The organism is Bacillus sp. FSL R9-9834 (genome assembly GCF_038006905.1).
GTDB classification, from domain to species: Bacteria; Bacillota; Bacilli; order Bacillales; family Bacillaceae_G; genus Bacillus_A; species Bacillus_A pacificus.
This window is the reverse complement of sequence record NZ_JBBOWD010000001.1, coordinates 4,457,743-4,473,692: the sequence shown is the minus strand read 5'-3', so window position 1 is coordinate 4,473,692 and position 15,950 is coordinate 4,457,743. Positions and strand designations below refer to the sequence as shown.

The window sequence follows — 15,950 nt, the reverse complement described above, 5'->3', positions numbered from 1 at the left end:
TAATTTTGCAGGCGATGTTGCTATAATGAAGAGCGGAATACAGTAAGGTTATTCGTTTTAAAATATAACGGATCCTTTGAGTAGTCTTAGCGTAATGACACGTATTTGTGATATGATTATATGATGTGACAGCGCTGAAAGGGGAAGAACGATGATCTATTTTGATAATAGTGCGACGACAAAGCCATATCCAGAAGCTCTTCAATCGTACGTAACGGTTGCGGGGAAATATTTTGGGAATCCTTCTTCTATTCATTCGCTTGGAGGAGAGGCAGAGCGTCTATTAACACAATCAAGAACAATTGCAGCGCAGCTTCTTCGCGTTAAGCCTTCTGAAATTATTTTCACATCAGGTGGAACGGAAGGGAATAACCTTGCGATTAAAGGAATAGCGATGAGGAATCGTTCGCGCGGTAAACATATCATTACAACAAATATTGAACACGCGTCTGTGTTTGAAGCATATAAACAATTAGAAGATCTCGGTTTTGATGTAACATATTTACCGGTTAATGAGCATGGTGTTGTATCGGTAGAGGATGTAAAACGAGCGCTTCGTGAAGATACGATTCTTGTGTCAATTATTCACGTGAACAACGAGACTGGAGCAATTCAGCCTGTTGCTGAAATTGGAACGTTATTATCGAATTATCCGAAAATAAGATTTCATGTGGACCATGTACAAGGGATAGGAAAAGTACCGCTTAATTTATACGCTTCTCATATTGATCTTTGCTCAATATCTGGACATAAATTCCACAGTGTAAAAGGAACGGGTCTTCTTTATGTACGTGATGGCGTAAGGTTAGATCCAATTTTATCAGGTGGTCAACAAGAGCTGAAGTATCGCTCTGGTACAGAGAACTTACCTGGCATTGTAGCGATGGTGAAAGCACTTCGCATGACAATGGAGCAAGTGAAAGAAAAGGTAGCTCATTTGCAAAGTTTACAAGCAGAGCTTGTTCGTTTCTTTAAAGAAATGGAAGATGTAACGATTAATACGTCGCTTGCATATGCAGCACCGCACATTTTAAATGTATCATTTGTAGGTTTAAAACCAGAAGTGGTCGTTCATGCTTTAGAAGAGCACGGTGTATATGTATCAACGAAATCTGCTTGTTCTTCAAAAGCAAATGAAGTGAGCAGAGTGTTAGTGTCAATGGGAGTACCGCATGCCGCTGCTGCAAGTGCTATTCGCATTAGTTTGGCGCCAGAAAACACGATGGAAGAAGTAAAGCAATTTGAAGGTATTGTGAAAGAGACGATGCCAAAATTATATGAAGTGATGAGGTAAAGGAATATGATGACATATGAATATATTTTAGTTCGTTATGGAGAGATGACGACTAAAGGTAAAAACCGTTCTAAATTTGTAAGCACATTAAAAGATAACGTGAAGTTTAAACTGAAAAAATTCCCGAATATTAAAATCGATGCAACACATGACCGTATGTATATCCAATTAAATGGCGAAGATCATGAAGCGGTATCTGAAAGATTAAAAGATGTATTTGGTATTCATAAGTTTAACTTAGCGATGAAAGTACCATCAGAATTAGAAGATATTAAAAAAGGTGCATTAGCAGCTTTCTTACAAGTAAAAGGCGATGTGAAAACATTTAAAATTACTGTACACCGTTCTTATAAGCATTTCCCAATGAGAACAATGGAATTATTACCTGAGATTGGTGGACACATTCTAGAAAATACAGAAGATATTACTGTAGATGTTCATAATCCAGATGTAAATGTACGTGTAGAAATTCGCAGTGGTTATAGCTATATTATGTGCGATGAGCGTATGGGAGCTGGCGGTTTACCAGTTGGCGTTGGCGGAAAAGTAATGGTACTTCTTTCTGGTGGTATCGATAGCCCAGTAGCAGCGTACTTAACGATGAAACGCGGCGTATCTGTGGAAGCAGTTCACTTCCATAGCCCACCTTTCACAAGTGAGCGCGCGAAACAAAAAGTAATCGATTTAGCACAAGAGTTAACGAAATACTGTAAACGTGTAACGCTTCACCTTGTTCCATTTACAGAAGTGCAAAAAACAATTAATAAAGAAATCCCATCTAGCTATTCAATGACAGTTATGCGCCGTATGATGATGCGTATTACAGAGCGTATCGCAGAGGAGCGTAACGCGCTAGCAATCACGACTGGTGAAAGTCTTGGACAAGTAGCAAGTCAAACATTAGATAGTATGCATACGATTAACGAAGTAACGAACTATCCAGTTATTCGTCCGCTTATTACGATGGATAAATTAGAGATTATTAAAATCGCTGAAGAAATCGGCACATATGATATTTCGATTCGTCCATACGAAGATTGCTGTACAGTATTTACACCAGCAAGCCCAGCGACGAAGCCGAAGCGTGAAAAAGCGAATCGTTTTGAAGCGAAATACGATTTCACACCATTAATCGATGAAGCTGTAGCAAACAAAGAAACAGTGGTATTGCAAACGGTAGAAGTAGTGGCGGAAGAAGAAAAATTCGAAGAACTTTTCTAAAACCATAAATTACCATATATAAACCGTGTATGAAGTCATGTTATTTATCACACTCTATACTCACAAGGAGGTGATATAACATGTCACGTAGCACAAATAAATTAGCGGTTCCTGGTGCTGAATCAGCATTAGACCAAATGAAATACGAAATCGCTCAAGAGTTTGGTGTTCAACTTGGAGCTGATGCAACAGCTCGCGCTAACGGTTCTGTTGGTGGTGAAATCACTAAACGTCTAGTTTCACTAGCTGAGCAACAATTAGGCGGTTTCCAAAAATAATCTCATATAAGATGGCTTAGAAAGAGCGGGTTCTCCCGCTCTTTCTTTTTTATGTTGTGTCGCCATTTGTCGGTAAGTCGATGTATTTGAAAAACTCTCGATATAATTTCATTTACCAATTCGACAGAACTGAAAAATTTGTCAAAAGAAGAGGGTTCAAAATTTACAGAAAATTCTTTATTATATAAGGGAGGCATAAAGAAAAAGGAGGATGTTTATGAAGAGAGAAGAATTGTTGGCACCGCCGTCTTATAATTTAGTTTCTGAAATAGAGAAATATACAGGTGATAAAGAGAAGCTTGCTTTAATTTGGCAAGATGATAAAGGGAATCGACGAGAAGTTACATACGCTGAGTTAATGAAAGGTGCAAATAAAATTGGAAACGCTTTTATAAAGAGTGGTCTGCAAAAAGGGGACAAGCTCCTCATTATGATGCCTCGCTTAATTGAAGCATACATGACGTATATCGCTGCGATTAAAGCAGGATTTGTCGTAATTCCGAGTTCAGAAATGTTACGTAAAAAGGATATCGAATACCGCATTGGACACGGGGAAGTAAAAGCAATCGTAAGTTATGAGCCCTATATTGGACAGTTTGATGATATAGAAGCGATGGATTCTCTTCAAAAATTCGTTCTGAGCGAGCAGTCAGTAGATGGATGGATTAACTTAAAAACAGCGTTAGAAAAAGAGAGTGATATGTTAGAAATGGCGAAGACAGATAAAGAAGATATGGTCTTTTTATCTTACACGTCAGGAACGACAGGAAATCCAAAAGGTGTTGTGCATACGCATGCGTGGGCATACGCTCATTTACGTACGAGCGCTCCAAATTGGCTCGGAATTGAAGAGAATGATGTTGTATGGGCGACGGCTAGTCCAGGCTGGCAAAAGTGGATTTGGAGCCCGTTTTTAGCAACTCTAGGCTCAGGGGCAACAGGATTTGTATACCACGGTAAGTTTGAACCGAAAACGTATTTAAATTTATTAGACGATAATAAGGTGAATGTGCTTTGTTGTACGCCGACTGAGTATAGATTAATGGCAAAGGTAGAAAATTTAAGCGAGTACAATTTAGAAGCGTTACATAGCGCTGTATCCGCAGGTGAGCCGTTAAATAGAGAAGTCATTGAAACGTTCCAAAAGCACTTTCATATTACAGTGAGAGATGGCTATGGGCAAACGGAAAATACATTGCTTGTTGGTGTAATGAAAGGGATGGATATTAGACCAGGATCAATGGGAAAACCAACGCCAGGCAACCACGTTGATATCGTAAATGAGGAAGGTATTCCGGTTAAAGTAGGCGAGGTTGGTGATATTGCAGTTCACATTGAAACGCCAGCCCTCTTTAAACAATATTACAAAGACGATGAGCGTACAGCGATGCAATTCCGCGGTGATTATTATATTACTGGTGATAAAGCGAAGAAAGATGAAGAAGGCTATTTCTGGTTTGAAGGGCGCGGTGATGATATTATTATTAGCTCTGGTTATACAATCGGGCCGTTTGAAGTAGAAGATGCGCTCGTAAAGCATCCTTACGTAAGAGAATGTGCAGTTGTCGCAAGTCCTGATGAAATTCGCGGAAGTGTCGTGAAGGCATTTATCGTATTAAGAGAGAATATAGAAAAGAGCGAAGAAACATTAATTCCAATACTTCAACAACACGTCAAAGAACTTACTGCACCATATAAATACCCTCGCAAAATTGAATTTGTAGACGAACTACCAAAAACGATTTCCGGAAAAATTCGCCGTATTGAACTTAGAAAACAAGAGATGGAGATTCCGTCAAAATAATTTTGAAAATAGTGAAAAAATAGTTGAATGAAGTATTAAGCATATGATATTATAAAAACGAACGTAAGTTCGGTTTTGTAAATTAAAAAGAAGAGGTGTCCGTATGATTTTAGGTATTAATCCGTACTTAGTTTTAGATGGTAGTGGGCAAGAAGCTGTACAGTTTTATAAAGAGGCGTTAGATGCAAAAGTAGAAGTCATGCAAACGTTTGGTGATATGCCTGAAAATCCAGAATACCCGGTTCCAGCTGAAGCGAAAGAACGCGTTTTACACGCTACTTTAAAAGTTGGTAATACGGATCTTATGATTTCTGATACATTCCCAGGTCAAGGGCATGCAATTGGATCTCAAGTAACAATTGCAATTCAAATTAGTAACGCGGAAAAAGCGAAAGAAGTATTCAATAAGTTACAAGAGGGTGGCGAAGTTATTATGCCACTTCAAGAAACATTCTGGAGCCCAGCATACGGACAAGTAAAAGATAAATTTAATATTGAATGGCAAATTACAACGTCTACTACTGAACAAAAGTAATGTTTAGAAAAGCACCATGTTTTGAAATGGTGCTTTTTTTTATACAATAAAACAAAGGAGATGGGATATATGGGAGAAATTTGGTACGGCGGCACCATTTACACGATGAGAGAAGAAAATGAAAAAGTGGACGCTGTTTACGTTGAAAAGGGTATGATCGTTGATGTTGGAAGTAAAGAAGAGTTAGAAAGCCGATATGCTGCGGTTACATTGCACGATTTAAAAGGCAAAACAATGATTCCAGGTCTCGTTGATAGCCATATGCATCTTATTGGTCACGGGGAGAGATTACTTCGTCTAGATTTATCAAATTGCACATCGTATAGCGAAGTGCTTACTCACGTTCAGAAGCGCGTAGAAGAAGCCCCAAAAGGTTCTTGGATTATTGGAGAAGGATGGAATGAGAATAACTTTACAGATACGAAAGATGTTCACGCGCGTGATTTAGATGAAATTTCGAAAGACCATCCGATTTTATTAAAGCGAGTTTGTCGTCACGTTACATGGGTGAATTCATACATACTGCAAGAAGCGAATATAACAGAAGCGACAGAAGATCCAAAAGGCGGAAAAATTGGCCGTGATTCATCAAATATGTTAACAGGGCTTTTATATGAACAAGGACAAGAGTTAATTAAACATGTGCAGCCTGAAATTGATGAAGCCTATTTACAAAGAGCTCTGCAAACAGCGATTAAAGATTGCTGGCAATATGGTCTCGTTGGTGGGCATACGGAAGATTTGAATTATTACGGTGGTTTTAGAAAAACGCACAATGCGTTTTCTCATGTTATAAAGGAAATGCCATTTAAAGCACATTTACTCGTTCATCATGAAGTAGCACAGGAACGAAAGGAATATGAAAATGAGCATTATATTGAATTTGGGGCAATGAAAATTTTTTCTGACGGTTCTTTTGGCGGAAGAACAGCATTATTAAGTGAACCGTATGAAGATGCGAAGGAAACGAATGGGGTTGCGATTTTCTCACGTGAAGAACTTGCGGAATTAGTGAAGAAAGCACGAGATTTACATATGCCAGTTGCGATTCATACTATCGGCGACTTATCGCTTGAATATGTCATTGATGCACTTGAATTATATCCGCCAGCAGAAGGATTACGTGACCGCATTATTCATTGTCAGTTAGCTCGTGAAGAGTTGATTGAAAGAATGAAAAAATTACAAGCCATTATTGATATACAGCCAGTCTTTGTTTCATCGGATTTTCCATCAGTCATTGAAAAACTAGGCGAGCATCGTCTTCGTTATGCGTACGCTTGGAAGACGTTACTGGAAGCGGGATTACACTGTAACGGGGGCTCGGATGCTCCGATTGAGCAAGTGAATCCGTTTCTAGGCATATATAGCGCTGTTACACGTAGAAGTTTTATTGACGATGTGTGCTATATGCCAGAGGAAAGGTTAACGGCATATGAGGCTGTCTCTTTATTTACAACAGGAAGTGCCTATGCAATTGGAAAAGAAGAGAAGCGAGGGCAAATTACAAAAGGATATGAAGCGGACTTTACGATATTAGACCGCAATATTTTTGAAATAGAGGCAGAAGAAATAAAAGAAGTACAAGCAGAGATGACCGTAATAGATGGCAAAGTCGTCTATAGAAAAGATGCGTAAAAATATATGAGCGATTATCGGAATATATCGACGGTAACTCGAAATATATCGACTTACCGACAAAAACTGACAAGAATAACGGCCGGATAGCGAGAAGTTGTTGTTCGCGCCAATCGAGGTAAATAAATAACCGTAGAATTATGGGCCACCATAATTCTACGGTTATTTTAATACTATAAAAACGTTCTCTGTACTTTTTCCCAGAAAGAGTTGTTTTTTAATTTAACTGTTTTAATTTGTTTATCGCTTAAGCGTACAACAGCTTTTTCCACTTGTTTAATGCTAAGCGCTTCATTATCCATACCGATAACAGGATAATCGTTACCGTCTGGTCTTAGTTTTAAAGTTAATGTACGTTCGTGATTTAAAATGAACGGTGAACCGAGCGTGCGGTATGTGTTGTTATTTAAAGATGCTAATTCACTTGCTTGGAAGCAAGGGATAAGCGGGTCAACAACTGCACCACGTAACGATTTATTATAAGCTGTACTTCCTGTTGGGGTAGAAACAACTAAACCGTCACCTCTAAATGTTTCGAAATATAAATTATCAACGTGAACGTCTACAACGAACGTTTTAATAATGCTAGAACGTAATGAGAACTCATTTAAACAATGGAAGGATGTGCTGCCATCCACATCTACCTCAATTGTTGGATATTTTCGCACTTCAATTTCATTTTTTGTAATTTCTTGAAGGGCTATATCAACGTGATCAATATGGAAATCGCAGTAGAATGAAATTTCATCTTTCGTAGAAATCCCTGCGTATAAACAATCTTCCCTAAAACCAGTTTTACGAACGGCTTGTAAGAAAGTTGCATCATCTCCAACACTGACGATAGCGTTTGCATTTTTTGGATGATCTAATATGGTAAATCCATTCTCTTCTAAAATACGATAGATTGGTTTCATTTTTTCAACGAGCTTTGCTTTGTCATCACCATAAAAGAAAAATAAATTGCGACGATCTGCCATTATGTATCCCTCCACTGCAGTTAAATTTTCTATGCTTCGTGCTACATATCATTAGAGTCCGTTCCCTGATGATATGTTCAAATAATATATTTCGATATAAATTGTCAAAATACCTTTTTATTTTTAGAAAAATTTTTATATTCAATCTTATGAAACTCTGTTTAATGATGAATAAAGTTGTCGATAATGGGTACGGAGTGAAAGGATGATACGTATGAAGTGGTTCGTAATTGGAATAATAATTCTTCTCCTTTTTATTTTGCTTATACTATTGTCGAAAATAAAGCTTAAAGTGACATTTTTATATTCAGAAATGGAAAAGCAATGTTTGTTTCAAGTGAAAATATGGATGATTCGCTATACATTTGATGTGTTGGAAAGAATTGAGAAGCAACAGAAGAAAACAGGGCAAAAAATCGAAAAAGCTGAAGAGGATGGCGGGCTCGATAATAAAATTATGGCACAACTTGATAGCATCGGGGAACTGATAAAAAAGCTTCAAGAAGTTCATACTATCGTTAAAGATTTTCTCAAACGAGTGAAAATCAATGGTTGGAGATGGCACACGCAAATTGGTGCAGGTGATGCAGCTAGTACTGGAATTGTTACCGGATATGCATGGGGGACAAAAGGAATGGCTGCTGGAGTTGTAGGACAATATATGCATATTGTCGACGTACCAGAATTTGAAATTACTCCTGTTTTTCAAGGGAAAGGGTTTGCGTCAAGATGTGAATTAACAGCATCCTTTCGTATATTCCGTGCTATAAAAACAGGTATTAAATTAATCGCGTTTATGAGAAAACAAAGATCTGGTACGACTGAAAACTCTGTTCAAGCATAAGGGGGGATATAGAATGGACCATCCAATTCAAGGTTTAATGACAACTGCAATGCAGCATTTAAAACAAATGACTGATGTAAATACAATTGTAGGCGATCCAATTAAAGCGGCAGATGGAAGTGTAATTCTTACCGTTTCAAAAGTTAGCTTCGGATTTGCTGCAGGTGGAAGTGAATTTGGTAAAATAGAACATTCAGGCCGTCATCCATTTGGCGGGGGAAGTGGTGGAGGAGTTTCTATTAATCCTGTTGCTTTTCTCGTTATAAATGGAGAAGGCGTAAAAGTGTTACATTTAGATAAGCAAACACACGTCATCGATAAAATAATTGAATTAGCGCCACAAGCTGTTGATAAAGTGAAAGAAATGATGGATAAACGAAAAGAAGACGATCCGGAATTTCAAATTTAACGAATAAAGAAGCTAATCAATGGATTAGCTTCTTTAATTTTTTTGTAAATAAAGCGATTTTATTTGCATTATCGATAGGGACAAACTATCATTTACATTGTACATATTTTGTTTAAATAAGGGAGGATTTTCAAGTGGCAAACGTAACTTTTAAAGGTAACCCAATGACTTTAGTTGGAACAGAAGTTAAAGTTGGCGATCAAGCGCCAAACTTCCAAGTGTTAGCAAATGACTTATCTCCAGTAAGTTTAGAAACATACAAAGGTGAAGTGAAATTAATTAGTGTTGTACCTTCAATCGACACAGGTGTGTGTGATGCACAAACACGTCGTTTTAACCAAGATGCAGCAGGTATTGAAAACGCGAAAGTATTAACAATTAGCGTTGACTTACCATTTGCTCAAAAACGCTGGTGTGCAGCAAACGGTTTAGAAAATGTTGTTACACTTTCTGACCACCGTGACCTTTCATTCGGTGAAGCTTACGGCTTAGTAATGAAAGAGCTTCGTTTACTTGCTCGTGCGGTATTCGTAGTAGATAGCAACGACAAAGTAGTTTACGTAGAATACGTAAGCGAAGGTACAAGCCATCCAAACTATGAAGCAGCATTAGAAGCAGCAAAAGCTGCAAAATAATGTGAACGAAGATGACCTCTTTGTAAGAGGTCGTCTTCTCTCATATATTGCTATATGGAATCGATATACGAGAGAAGACGTTACATCATACATCACTAAAAAGGGAGCTCTTAAAAAGAGGTCGCTTTTTCTTTTGGGAAAAAATCAGATTATGGTATGATATAAGTTATGTGTAAAAGAGAGAAGGAGGAATGTACGTGAGTCAGACAGTAGAAACTTTATTTTCTATTTTTGATTCTTCTGCGGTAGTTTTACGTAAAGAATTAGATGTAACATATTTAGAGGCGCTTGTAGAAACAGGGGATAACTTGTTTGAAGGAGCGATTTTACAAGAGGAATTATCAGAATCAGCAATTGAAAGGCTGGATCGTGAATATAGTACGTTTAATGAAGAAACATATAAAGGTGAAGAAATTCGTAAAGCATTTCAGTTAGCCATCTTAAAAGGAATGAAAGAAGGCGTACAAGCGAATCACGAAATGACGCCTGATGCAGTTGGTATGTTCATGAGCTACTTATTCCATAAATTTATGAAGGGTCAAAATGAAATTACTGTGTTAGACCCTGCAATTGGAACGGGTAACTTGATGACGACAGTTTTCAATAGTGCTCAAGAAAACATTACGATGAGTGGATTTGGTGTAGAAGTGGACGAAGTGCTAATTAAACTTGCTTTAGTAAATGCGAATTTACAAAAGCATGCAATCGAATTCTTCCATCAAGATGGACTAGCACCGCTTTATATCGATCCAGTTGATGCAGTCGTTTCAGACTTACCGGTTGGTTACTATCCAAATGAAATCGGTGCAAGTGAATATAAGTTAAAAGCAGATGAAGGAATGTCATATGCCCACCACCTATTTATTGAACAAAGTGTGAAGCATACGAAAGAAGGCGGATACTTATTCTTCCTAGTACCGAACTTCATTTTTGAAAGTGATCAAGCACCAAAATTGCATGCATTTATTAAAGAAACATGCTTTATTCAGGGGTTATTACAGCTACCTGTTTCCATGTTTAAAAACGAGAAAAATGCAAAAAGTATATTTGTTCTCCAAAAGAAAGGCCCTAGTGTAACGATGCCAAAACAGGCGTTATTAGTGGAGTTACCTAAATTCTCCAACATGAAGGCGATGGAGGACATTATGGACCAATTAAATACTTGGTTTGCAACGCATAAATAAGGCCAGGTATATGTAACAGGGTTAGTAATTCATGTAGTACAGTTTTATATGATATGTCATATTTTTAAATATATACAAGATTTAACTGAATTTTTTTGAAATCTGTAATATATTTTTTTTCTTGGTGTTACAATTTTTTCACTTGAAATATATGTCGTACGATGTTTAAATTAAAATCGTGAGTATAAAATTTGCTAATGATGAAACGTTTTCATATTTAGTAAATTTGATCAGATAAAATCGAGCGGTTTGTGGAAACATCCACACAACTACCAAGAGAAAAAGGGGCGAAAGACTAGATGTCAAAAATCATCGCGATTAACGCAGGAAGCTCTTCCTTAAAATTCCAATTATTTGAAATGCCAAGTGAAACAGTATTAACAAAAGGTTTAGTAGAACGTATCGGTTTAGAAGATAGTATCTTCACTATTACTGTAGATGGCGAAAAACAAAAAGAAATTACAAACATTCCAGATCACGCAGTAGCAGTTAATATGCTTCTTAAAAAATTAACTGAAAACGGAATCGTTAAATCTCTAGACGAGATTGGCGGTATCGGTCACCGTGTTGTTCACGGCGGCGAAAAATTTGCTGACTCTGTTCTAATTACTGATGAAGTATTAGCTGATATCGAAGAATTAAGCGATTTAGCACCACTTCACAACCCAGCAAACGTTGTTGGTATTAAAGCATTCCAAGAAGTATTACCAAACGTACCAGCAGTAGCAGTATTCGATACAGCATTCCACCAAACAATGCCGGAATCTGCATTCCTATACAGCTTACCATATGAGTACTATGAAAAATTCGGTATCCGTAAATACGGTTTCCACGGAACTTCTCATAAATATGTAACTGAGCGTGCAGCTGAGCTATTAGGTCGTCCACTTGAAAGCTTAAGCTTACTTTCTTGTCACTTAGGTAACGGTGCAAGTATCGCAGCAGTAGAAGGCGGTAAATCTATCGATACTTCTATGGGCTTCACTCCACTTGCTGGTGTAACAATGGGTACACGTTCTGGTAACATTGACCCTGCGTTAATTCCATACATCATGGAAAAAACAGGCCAAACAGTAGAAGAAGTAGTTAACGTATTGAACAAGAAGAGTGGTATGTTAGGTCTTACTGGTTACTCTAGTGACCTACGTGACATCATTGCGAAAGAAGAAGAAGGCGATCACCGTGCGAAAGTAGCACTTGATGTATTCGTAAGCCGTATCCACAAATACATCGGTTCTTACACTGCTCGTATGAAAGGTGTAGACGCAATCATCTTCACAGCTGGTGTAGGTGAAAACAGTGCGATTATTCGTGAACGCGTATTAGAAGGCCTTGAATACATGGGCGTATACTTCGATGCAAAACGCAATAACGTATTCGGTGAGGAAGCATTCATCAACTTCCCACATTCTCCAGTAAAAATTATTGTAATTCCAACTGACGAAGAAGTTATGATCGCTCGTGACGTACTACGTCTTGGAAACATTGGTTAATATATGAAAAGAAAAAAGACGAGATCCTATAGGATTTCGTCTTTTTTCCTTTGAATATAGTTTAAAATTCCATCTGGATATAGTGCTTTTTTCTCCTGAATGAATGCTGTAATGGGAATCCATTTCGCATATGACACTGTTTGCTCATCTTGTATCTTCACTTTTTCCATTCCATATAGTGATGTGTCTAATAAGCGTAAAGAATATAGTTGAATGATTTCATGAGCAATTTCTCCATCAAGATGAAAGATATTTTCTAAGCAACCTAAATAATCGGTGATTTCCACTTCTGTATGAAGCTCTTCTTGAAATTCACGAATAACGGTATGTGCTGATTTTTCACCAAGTTCAATTGAACCGCCAAGAGGCCGGTAATATGTTTCATCGCCTGTATGATATTCTTGTACAAGAAGGCGACTGTCATGTATAGCAAGACCGAAAGCTTTTGCACGTGGATACATATACAATCACTCCTTATTTATCCCGCTTTAACGGGCAGTAAGACCCCCACCTCAAAATTCAGCGGAAGCAAAGAAGTTAGGTGGGGGATCAACTGTCCGTAAAAGTCCGATTGGTGAGGGCTGATAATCAGTGGGGGATGAACAAAACCCCCACTGATTAAAGTTTCACTTTATTTTGTATAAGGATGATTATAATGTATTGCGTAATAAAAGTGTCGTGTATTTAAGAATGTGGTCGAATTACGATGCCATTAAATAAGTCATTCCAAAATGCTTCATTGTACTGAAATACATCCATAATAGGACATTTTATAACGCAAATATTTTGCAATCCCCAATCTTCTTCCGTAACAGTTGGTACATCTTCAGGAATGAGTAATAGGACAGAGAATGTATGTGTAACGATTTGAGATAAAATATGTTCTAAGGAACGTGCTTCTTCGTATGTTCCTCCAGTTCGAATAAACAATATGGATTGTGCCGTTTCAATTGTATTTAGAAAACGAGTAATACGATGCTCATAATTTAGTTTGATTTCTGTATAAGAAGGCCAAGAAGTTGGTGTGTTTACATCTGTTTTAAAGTCGTGGCAGGAGTCGATTTCATATAGGGTGTCACGGAGTCTTAATTTCGCACCATCATCCCAAAATGAGATGAAGGATAAGTTTTCTAACTGTAAAAAACGGTCAAATCGATTTTGTAATAATATATTCACTTTTTCTAATGATGGGCTTAGCATAAAATCAATAACGCCAAAAAATGGTGATAATTTGAATTGATATAATGCCCAAGCAGGCCAGCAGTTTTGTCCTAAACTGAATACTGCATGATATTCTTTTTTTATATCGGATAGATTCATGTGATTTATCTCATCCTTTTTGTTAATATTTTATGTCACTAAAAATGGTATGTGAATAAAGATAGACAAGCATATTTGCAAAGAATAAGCAGAAATATGTTACAATAGAAAAAAATCGAACGAGGTGGTTGTTACGATGCGATCGAAGCGAGAACAAGCCATTTTAGACAATATAAAAGAATGGGAATCGCAATTAGTTGAGCAAGAAGCGACTGATTTTCAAAAACTGTTTGATAAATGGGTACATACTACAATTGCGAAACTACCTGAGAAAAAACGAAAAGATTTCTTTACGAAAGCAGATGGATGGCTCTTTCATTTGCATGCATTGATTCAAAGTTCACAATCACAGTTAGATGCGCGTAATCGTATTTTAGGAACATCGAGATTATTTGATGAATCGATTGAGCAACTAGAGGATTTAAAAGCATTATCTATTGACCAATTAACATACATAGCAGAGCAGCAAACAGCACGCCATCGCCTATATTCATTCGTACAAGGCGGAGCAACGGGTGCTGGAGGTTTATTATTATTAACAGCTGATTTTCCGGTTATGATTGCGTTAAATGTGAAGGCTGTCCAACTTATTGCAACGTCATTTGGGCATGATGTGAACAAGCCGTATGAAATGATGCTTGCGTTAAAAGTATTTCATGCGTCATTACTACCAGGAAGACTTCAGCAATACGCATGGTACAATTTACTGCAAGAGCTAGAACAAGAAGATTCCTTCTTCTACGAAGGAGATGAAGCGGTGTTACAACCAGCTTCGACTGAAATTATTTTAAAACAAATTTTGAAAACATTTTCGATTTATGCTCTTCGTCGTAAATTATTCCAAGGTATTCCGGTAATTGGAATGGCAATCGGGTCTACAGTGAATTATCGTTTAACAAGAAACGTTACTGAATTTGCAAATAGATTTTATCAAGTGCGCCACATAGTCGAGAAGGAAAAAAGAGCATAAAAAAAGCGAGAGGCCGAAGCCTTTCGCTTTTTTAATTTGTTGCATGCTTTTTGGACATTGGAATAGATACTGGCTGCTTTTCTTCTGCTTTTTCTGTTTTTGGATAATAAATTAAATCCAATGTTTTTGCCTGTACGGCAATCGAAAGAATAGTAAAAGCAATTTCTGTCCAATTTAAATAATATAATGAAAGCGCAAGAACAATCGCGTCAAAGACGAAGAAAATTTGCCCAATTGTAAAACGTGTTTTTTTACTTAATACAATTGTTAAAATATCGTCTCCACCGGTTGCACCGCCAAATCGCAATATAAAACCGAGTCCAATACCAGCTAACGCACCGCCAACTACTGCAGCTATAAATAAATTGTTTGATAAATCGACCGTAAATGGAGAATAATTTTCCATAAGAGAATAAAATACTCCGAATGAAATTGAACCTAAGAATGAATAGCCAACCATTTTTCTACCTAACAATGAAGCGCATAGTAGAATAATTGGGATATCCATCATTACAGTTGAAATAGATGGTGAAATATCATAAAAATTTTGGATGAATAGTGCGATACCTACAAAGCCACCTTCTGTTAAGTGGTTTTGGAAGTGAATGTGATATAGCGCTGCTGCTAAAATAAATGAACCGATTAAAACCATAAAAACTTCTTTAATAATTTGTCGACTTTGGATGTTCCTCATCGTTATTCCTTCTTTCCGTAGTTAGTAGTCCTTTTTTGTGTTGTAAACTAACTACGAGCTCACATGTAGCTTCAGTTAGTTTACGAAAAAACTAACTACGCTATATGTCGCTGAAGAAATAACGAATAATCCTCTCGTCCATCAATTCTCCCTACTTTCGTTTTAGTTTAAGTCTTAAAACGACTAAACAAAACGTGGAGTAGGATTCTTCATTTAGCAATCCTGCTCTTCTTTGTTTTGTTTAGCTAGTAACAATTAAGCCCTAAACAAAACGCTATGTGTAAGAAGAGTCTTTTTTTTGCCAAATTATCCTTCGGGCAATCATAATTTCCCCACTCTCGTATTTTTTTCGCTAGACTAAAGTATCTGAGCTGGAAAATACGCTACGTGTATGATTCGTCAATACGATGCCACATGCTCCTTCGAGCGATCATGATATCAAAATCCCTTCCTTCAAGATTTATATTATTATATCATACTTTCAAAAAATGTATGCGGATGGAAACCGACAATAACCGGAGGAAATCTACAAAAATTGTTATGTTTAAATATTTTTGTAGAAAAGCCTAAGTTATTTCGCAGAATTGGACAGTTTTTAACGGGTTGTCCAATAAGTAAGAAAAATGGGTTTTATTCAGTTGTATCCTTTTTATC

16 protein-coding genes are annotated in these 15,950 nt (G+C 37.2%); 12 read left to right on the top strand and 4 right to left on the bottom strand.

Annotated features, from left to right (window positions below; genetic code table 11):
* The first annotated feature begins 151 nt into the window (after positions 1–151).
* The 6 genes from MKY00_RS23415 to MKY00_RS23390 all read left to right on the top strand — a co-directional run bounded on the left by MKY00_RS23415 (position 152) and on the right by MKY00_RS23390 (position 6,770).
* A complete protein-coding gene (locus MKY00_RS23415) occupies positions 152–1,294 on the top strand; it encodes a cysteine desulfurase family protein (RefSeq protein WP_016718668.1) in 1,143 nt (380 codons plus the stop codon).
* Positions 1,295–1,300: 6 nt separating this feature from the next.
* Positions 1,301–2,515 (top strand): tRNA uracil 4-sulfurtransferase ThiI, encoded by a 1,215-nt coding sequence (thiI, locus tag MKY00_RS23410; RefSeq protein ID WP_000989284.1) that lies wholly within the window; start codon positions 1,301–1,303, stop codon positions 2,513–2,515.
* Positions 2,516–2,595: 80 nt separating this feature from the next.
* On the top strand, positions 2,596–2,793 hold the full coding sequence (locus MKY00_RS23405; protein WP_000091639.1) for an alpha/beta-type small acid-soluble spore protein: 198 nt from the start codon (positions 2,596–2,598) through the stop codon (positions 2,791–2,793).
* 217 nt (positions 2,794–3,010) lie between these two features.
* On the top strand, positions 3,011–4,597 hold the full coding sequence (gene mbcS / locus MKY00_RS23400; protein WP_016718667.1) for an acyl-CoA synthetase MbcS: 1,587 nt from the start codon (positions 3,011–3,013) through the stop codon (positions 4,595–4,597).
* Between the two features lie 103 nt (positions 4,598–4,700).
* Entirely contained in the window at positions 4,701–5,132 is a 432-nt protein-coding gene (locus tag MKY00_RS23395; protein WP_016718666.1) for a VOC family protein, read from the top strand.
* Positions 5,133–5,201: 69 nt separating this feature from the next.
* Positions 5,202–6,770 (top strand): amidohydrolase, encoded by a 1,569-nt coding sequence (locus MKY00_RS23390; protein WP_016718665.1) that lies wholly within the window; start codon positions 5,202–5,204, stop codon positions 6,768–6,770.
* Between the two features lie 173 nt (positions 6,771–6,943).
* On the opposite strand, the gene MKY00_RS23385 is transcribed toward MKY00_RS23390, so the two are convergent.
* Positions 6,944–7,747, bottom strand: a complete 804-nt coding sequence (locus MKY00_RS23385) for an NAD kinase (RefSeq protein WP_341035278.1) — start codon at positions 7,745–7,747, stop codon at positions 6,944–6,946.
* A 205-nt stretch (positions 7,748–7,952) separates the two neighbouring features.
* On the opposite strand from MKY00_RS23385, the gene MKY00_RS23380 reads away from it, so the two are divergent.
* The 5 genes from MKY00_RS23380 to ackA all read left to right on the top strand — a co-directional run bounded on the left by MKY00_RS23380 (position 7,953) and on the right by ackA (position 12,312).
* A complete protein-coding gene (locus MKY00_RS23380) occupies positions 7,953–8,591 on the top strand; it encodes a DUF2953 domain-containing protein (RefSeq protein ID WP_014893477.1) in 639 nt (212 codons plus the stop codon).
* A gap of 13 nt (positions 8,592–8,604) precedes the next feature.
* A complete protein-coding gene (gene ytfJ / locus MKY00_RS23375; protein ID WP_000350002.1) occupies positions 8,605–9,000 on the top strand; it encodes a GerW family sporulation protein in 396 nt (131 codons plus the stop codon).
* A gap of 134 nt (positions 9,001–9,134) precedes the next feature.
* Entirely contained in the window at positions 9,135–9,635 is a 501-nt protein-coding gene (tpx, locus tag MKY00_RS23370; RefSeq protein WP_000024530.1) for a thiol peroxidase, read from the top strand.
* A gap of 197 nt (positions 9,636–9,832) precedes the next feature.
* The gene (locus MKY00_RS23365) at positions 9,833–10,819 is read left to right on the top strand and encodes a class I SAM-dependent methyltransferase (protein WP_016718664.1); all 987 of its coding nucleotides are present in this window, start codon (positions 9,833–9,835) and stop codon (positions 10,817–10,819) included.
* 299 nt (positions 10,820–11,118) lie between these two features.
* Positions 11,119–12,312, top strand: a complete 1,194-nt coding sequence (gene ackA, locus MKY00_RS23360) for an acetate kinase (RefSeq protein WP_000034576.1) — start codon at positions 11,119–11,121, stop codon at positions 12,310–12,312.
* A 26-nt stretch (positions 12,313–12,338) separates the two neighbouring features.
* Here ackA and MKY00_RS23355 read toward each other — a convergent pair whose 3' ends face one another.
* Both MKY00_RS23355 and MKY00_RS23350 read right to left on the bottom strand, forming a co-directional pair.
* A complete protein-coding gene (locus MKY00_RS23355) occupies positions 12,339–12,773 on the bottom strand; it encodes an NUDIX hydrolase (RefSeq protein ID WP_016718663.1) in 435 nt (144 codons plus the stop codon).
* Positions 12,774–12,996: 223 nt separating this feature from the next.
* Positions 12,997–13,632 carry a DUF1796 family putative cysteine peptidase gene (locus tag MKY00_RS23350; RefSeq protein ID WP_016718662.1) on the bottom strand — a complete coding sequence of 212 codons (636 nt, stop codon included), beginning with the start codon at positions 13,630–13,632 and terminating at the stop codon, positions 12,997–12,999.
* Positions 13,633–13,768: 136 nt separating this feature from the next.
* On the opposite strand from MKY00_RS23350, the gene MKY00_RS23345 reads away from it, so the two are divergent.
* Positions 13,769–14,602, top strand: a complete 834-nt coding sequence (locus MKY00_RS23345) for an EcsC family protein (RefSeq protein WP_001256870.1) — start codon at positions 13,769–13,771, stop codon at positions 14,600–14,602.
* Positions 14,603–14,633: 31 nt separating this feature from the next.
* Here MKY00_RS23345 and MKY00_RS23340 read toward each other — a convergent pair whose 3' ends face one another.
* Positions 14,634–15,296 (bottom strand): YitT family protein, encoded by a 663-nt coding sequence (locus MKY00_RS23340; protein WP_001244531.1) that lies wholly within the window; start codon positions 15,294–15,296, stop codon positions 14,634–14,636.
* Positions 15,297–15,950: the final 654 nt, after the last annotated feature.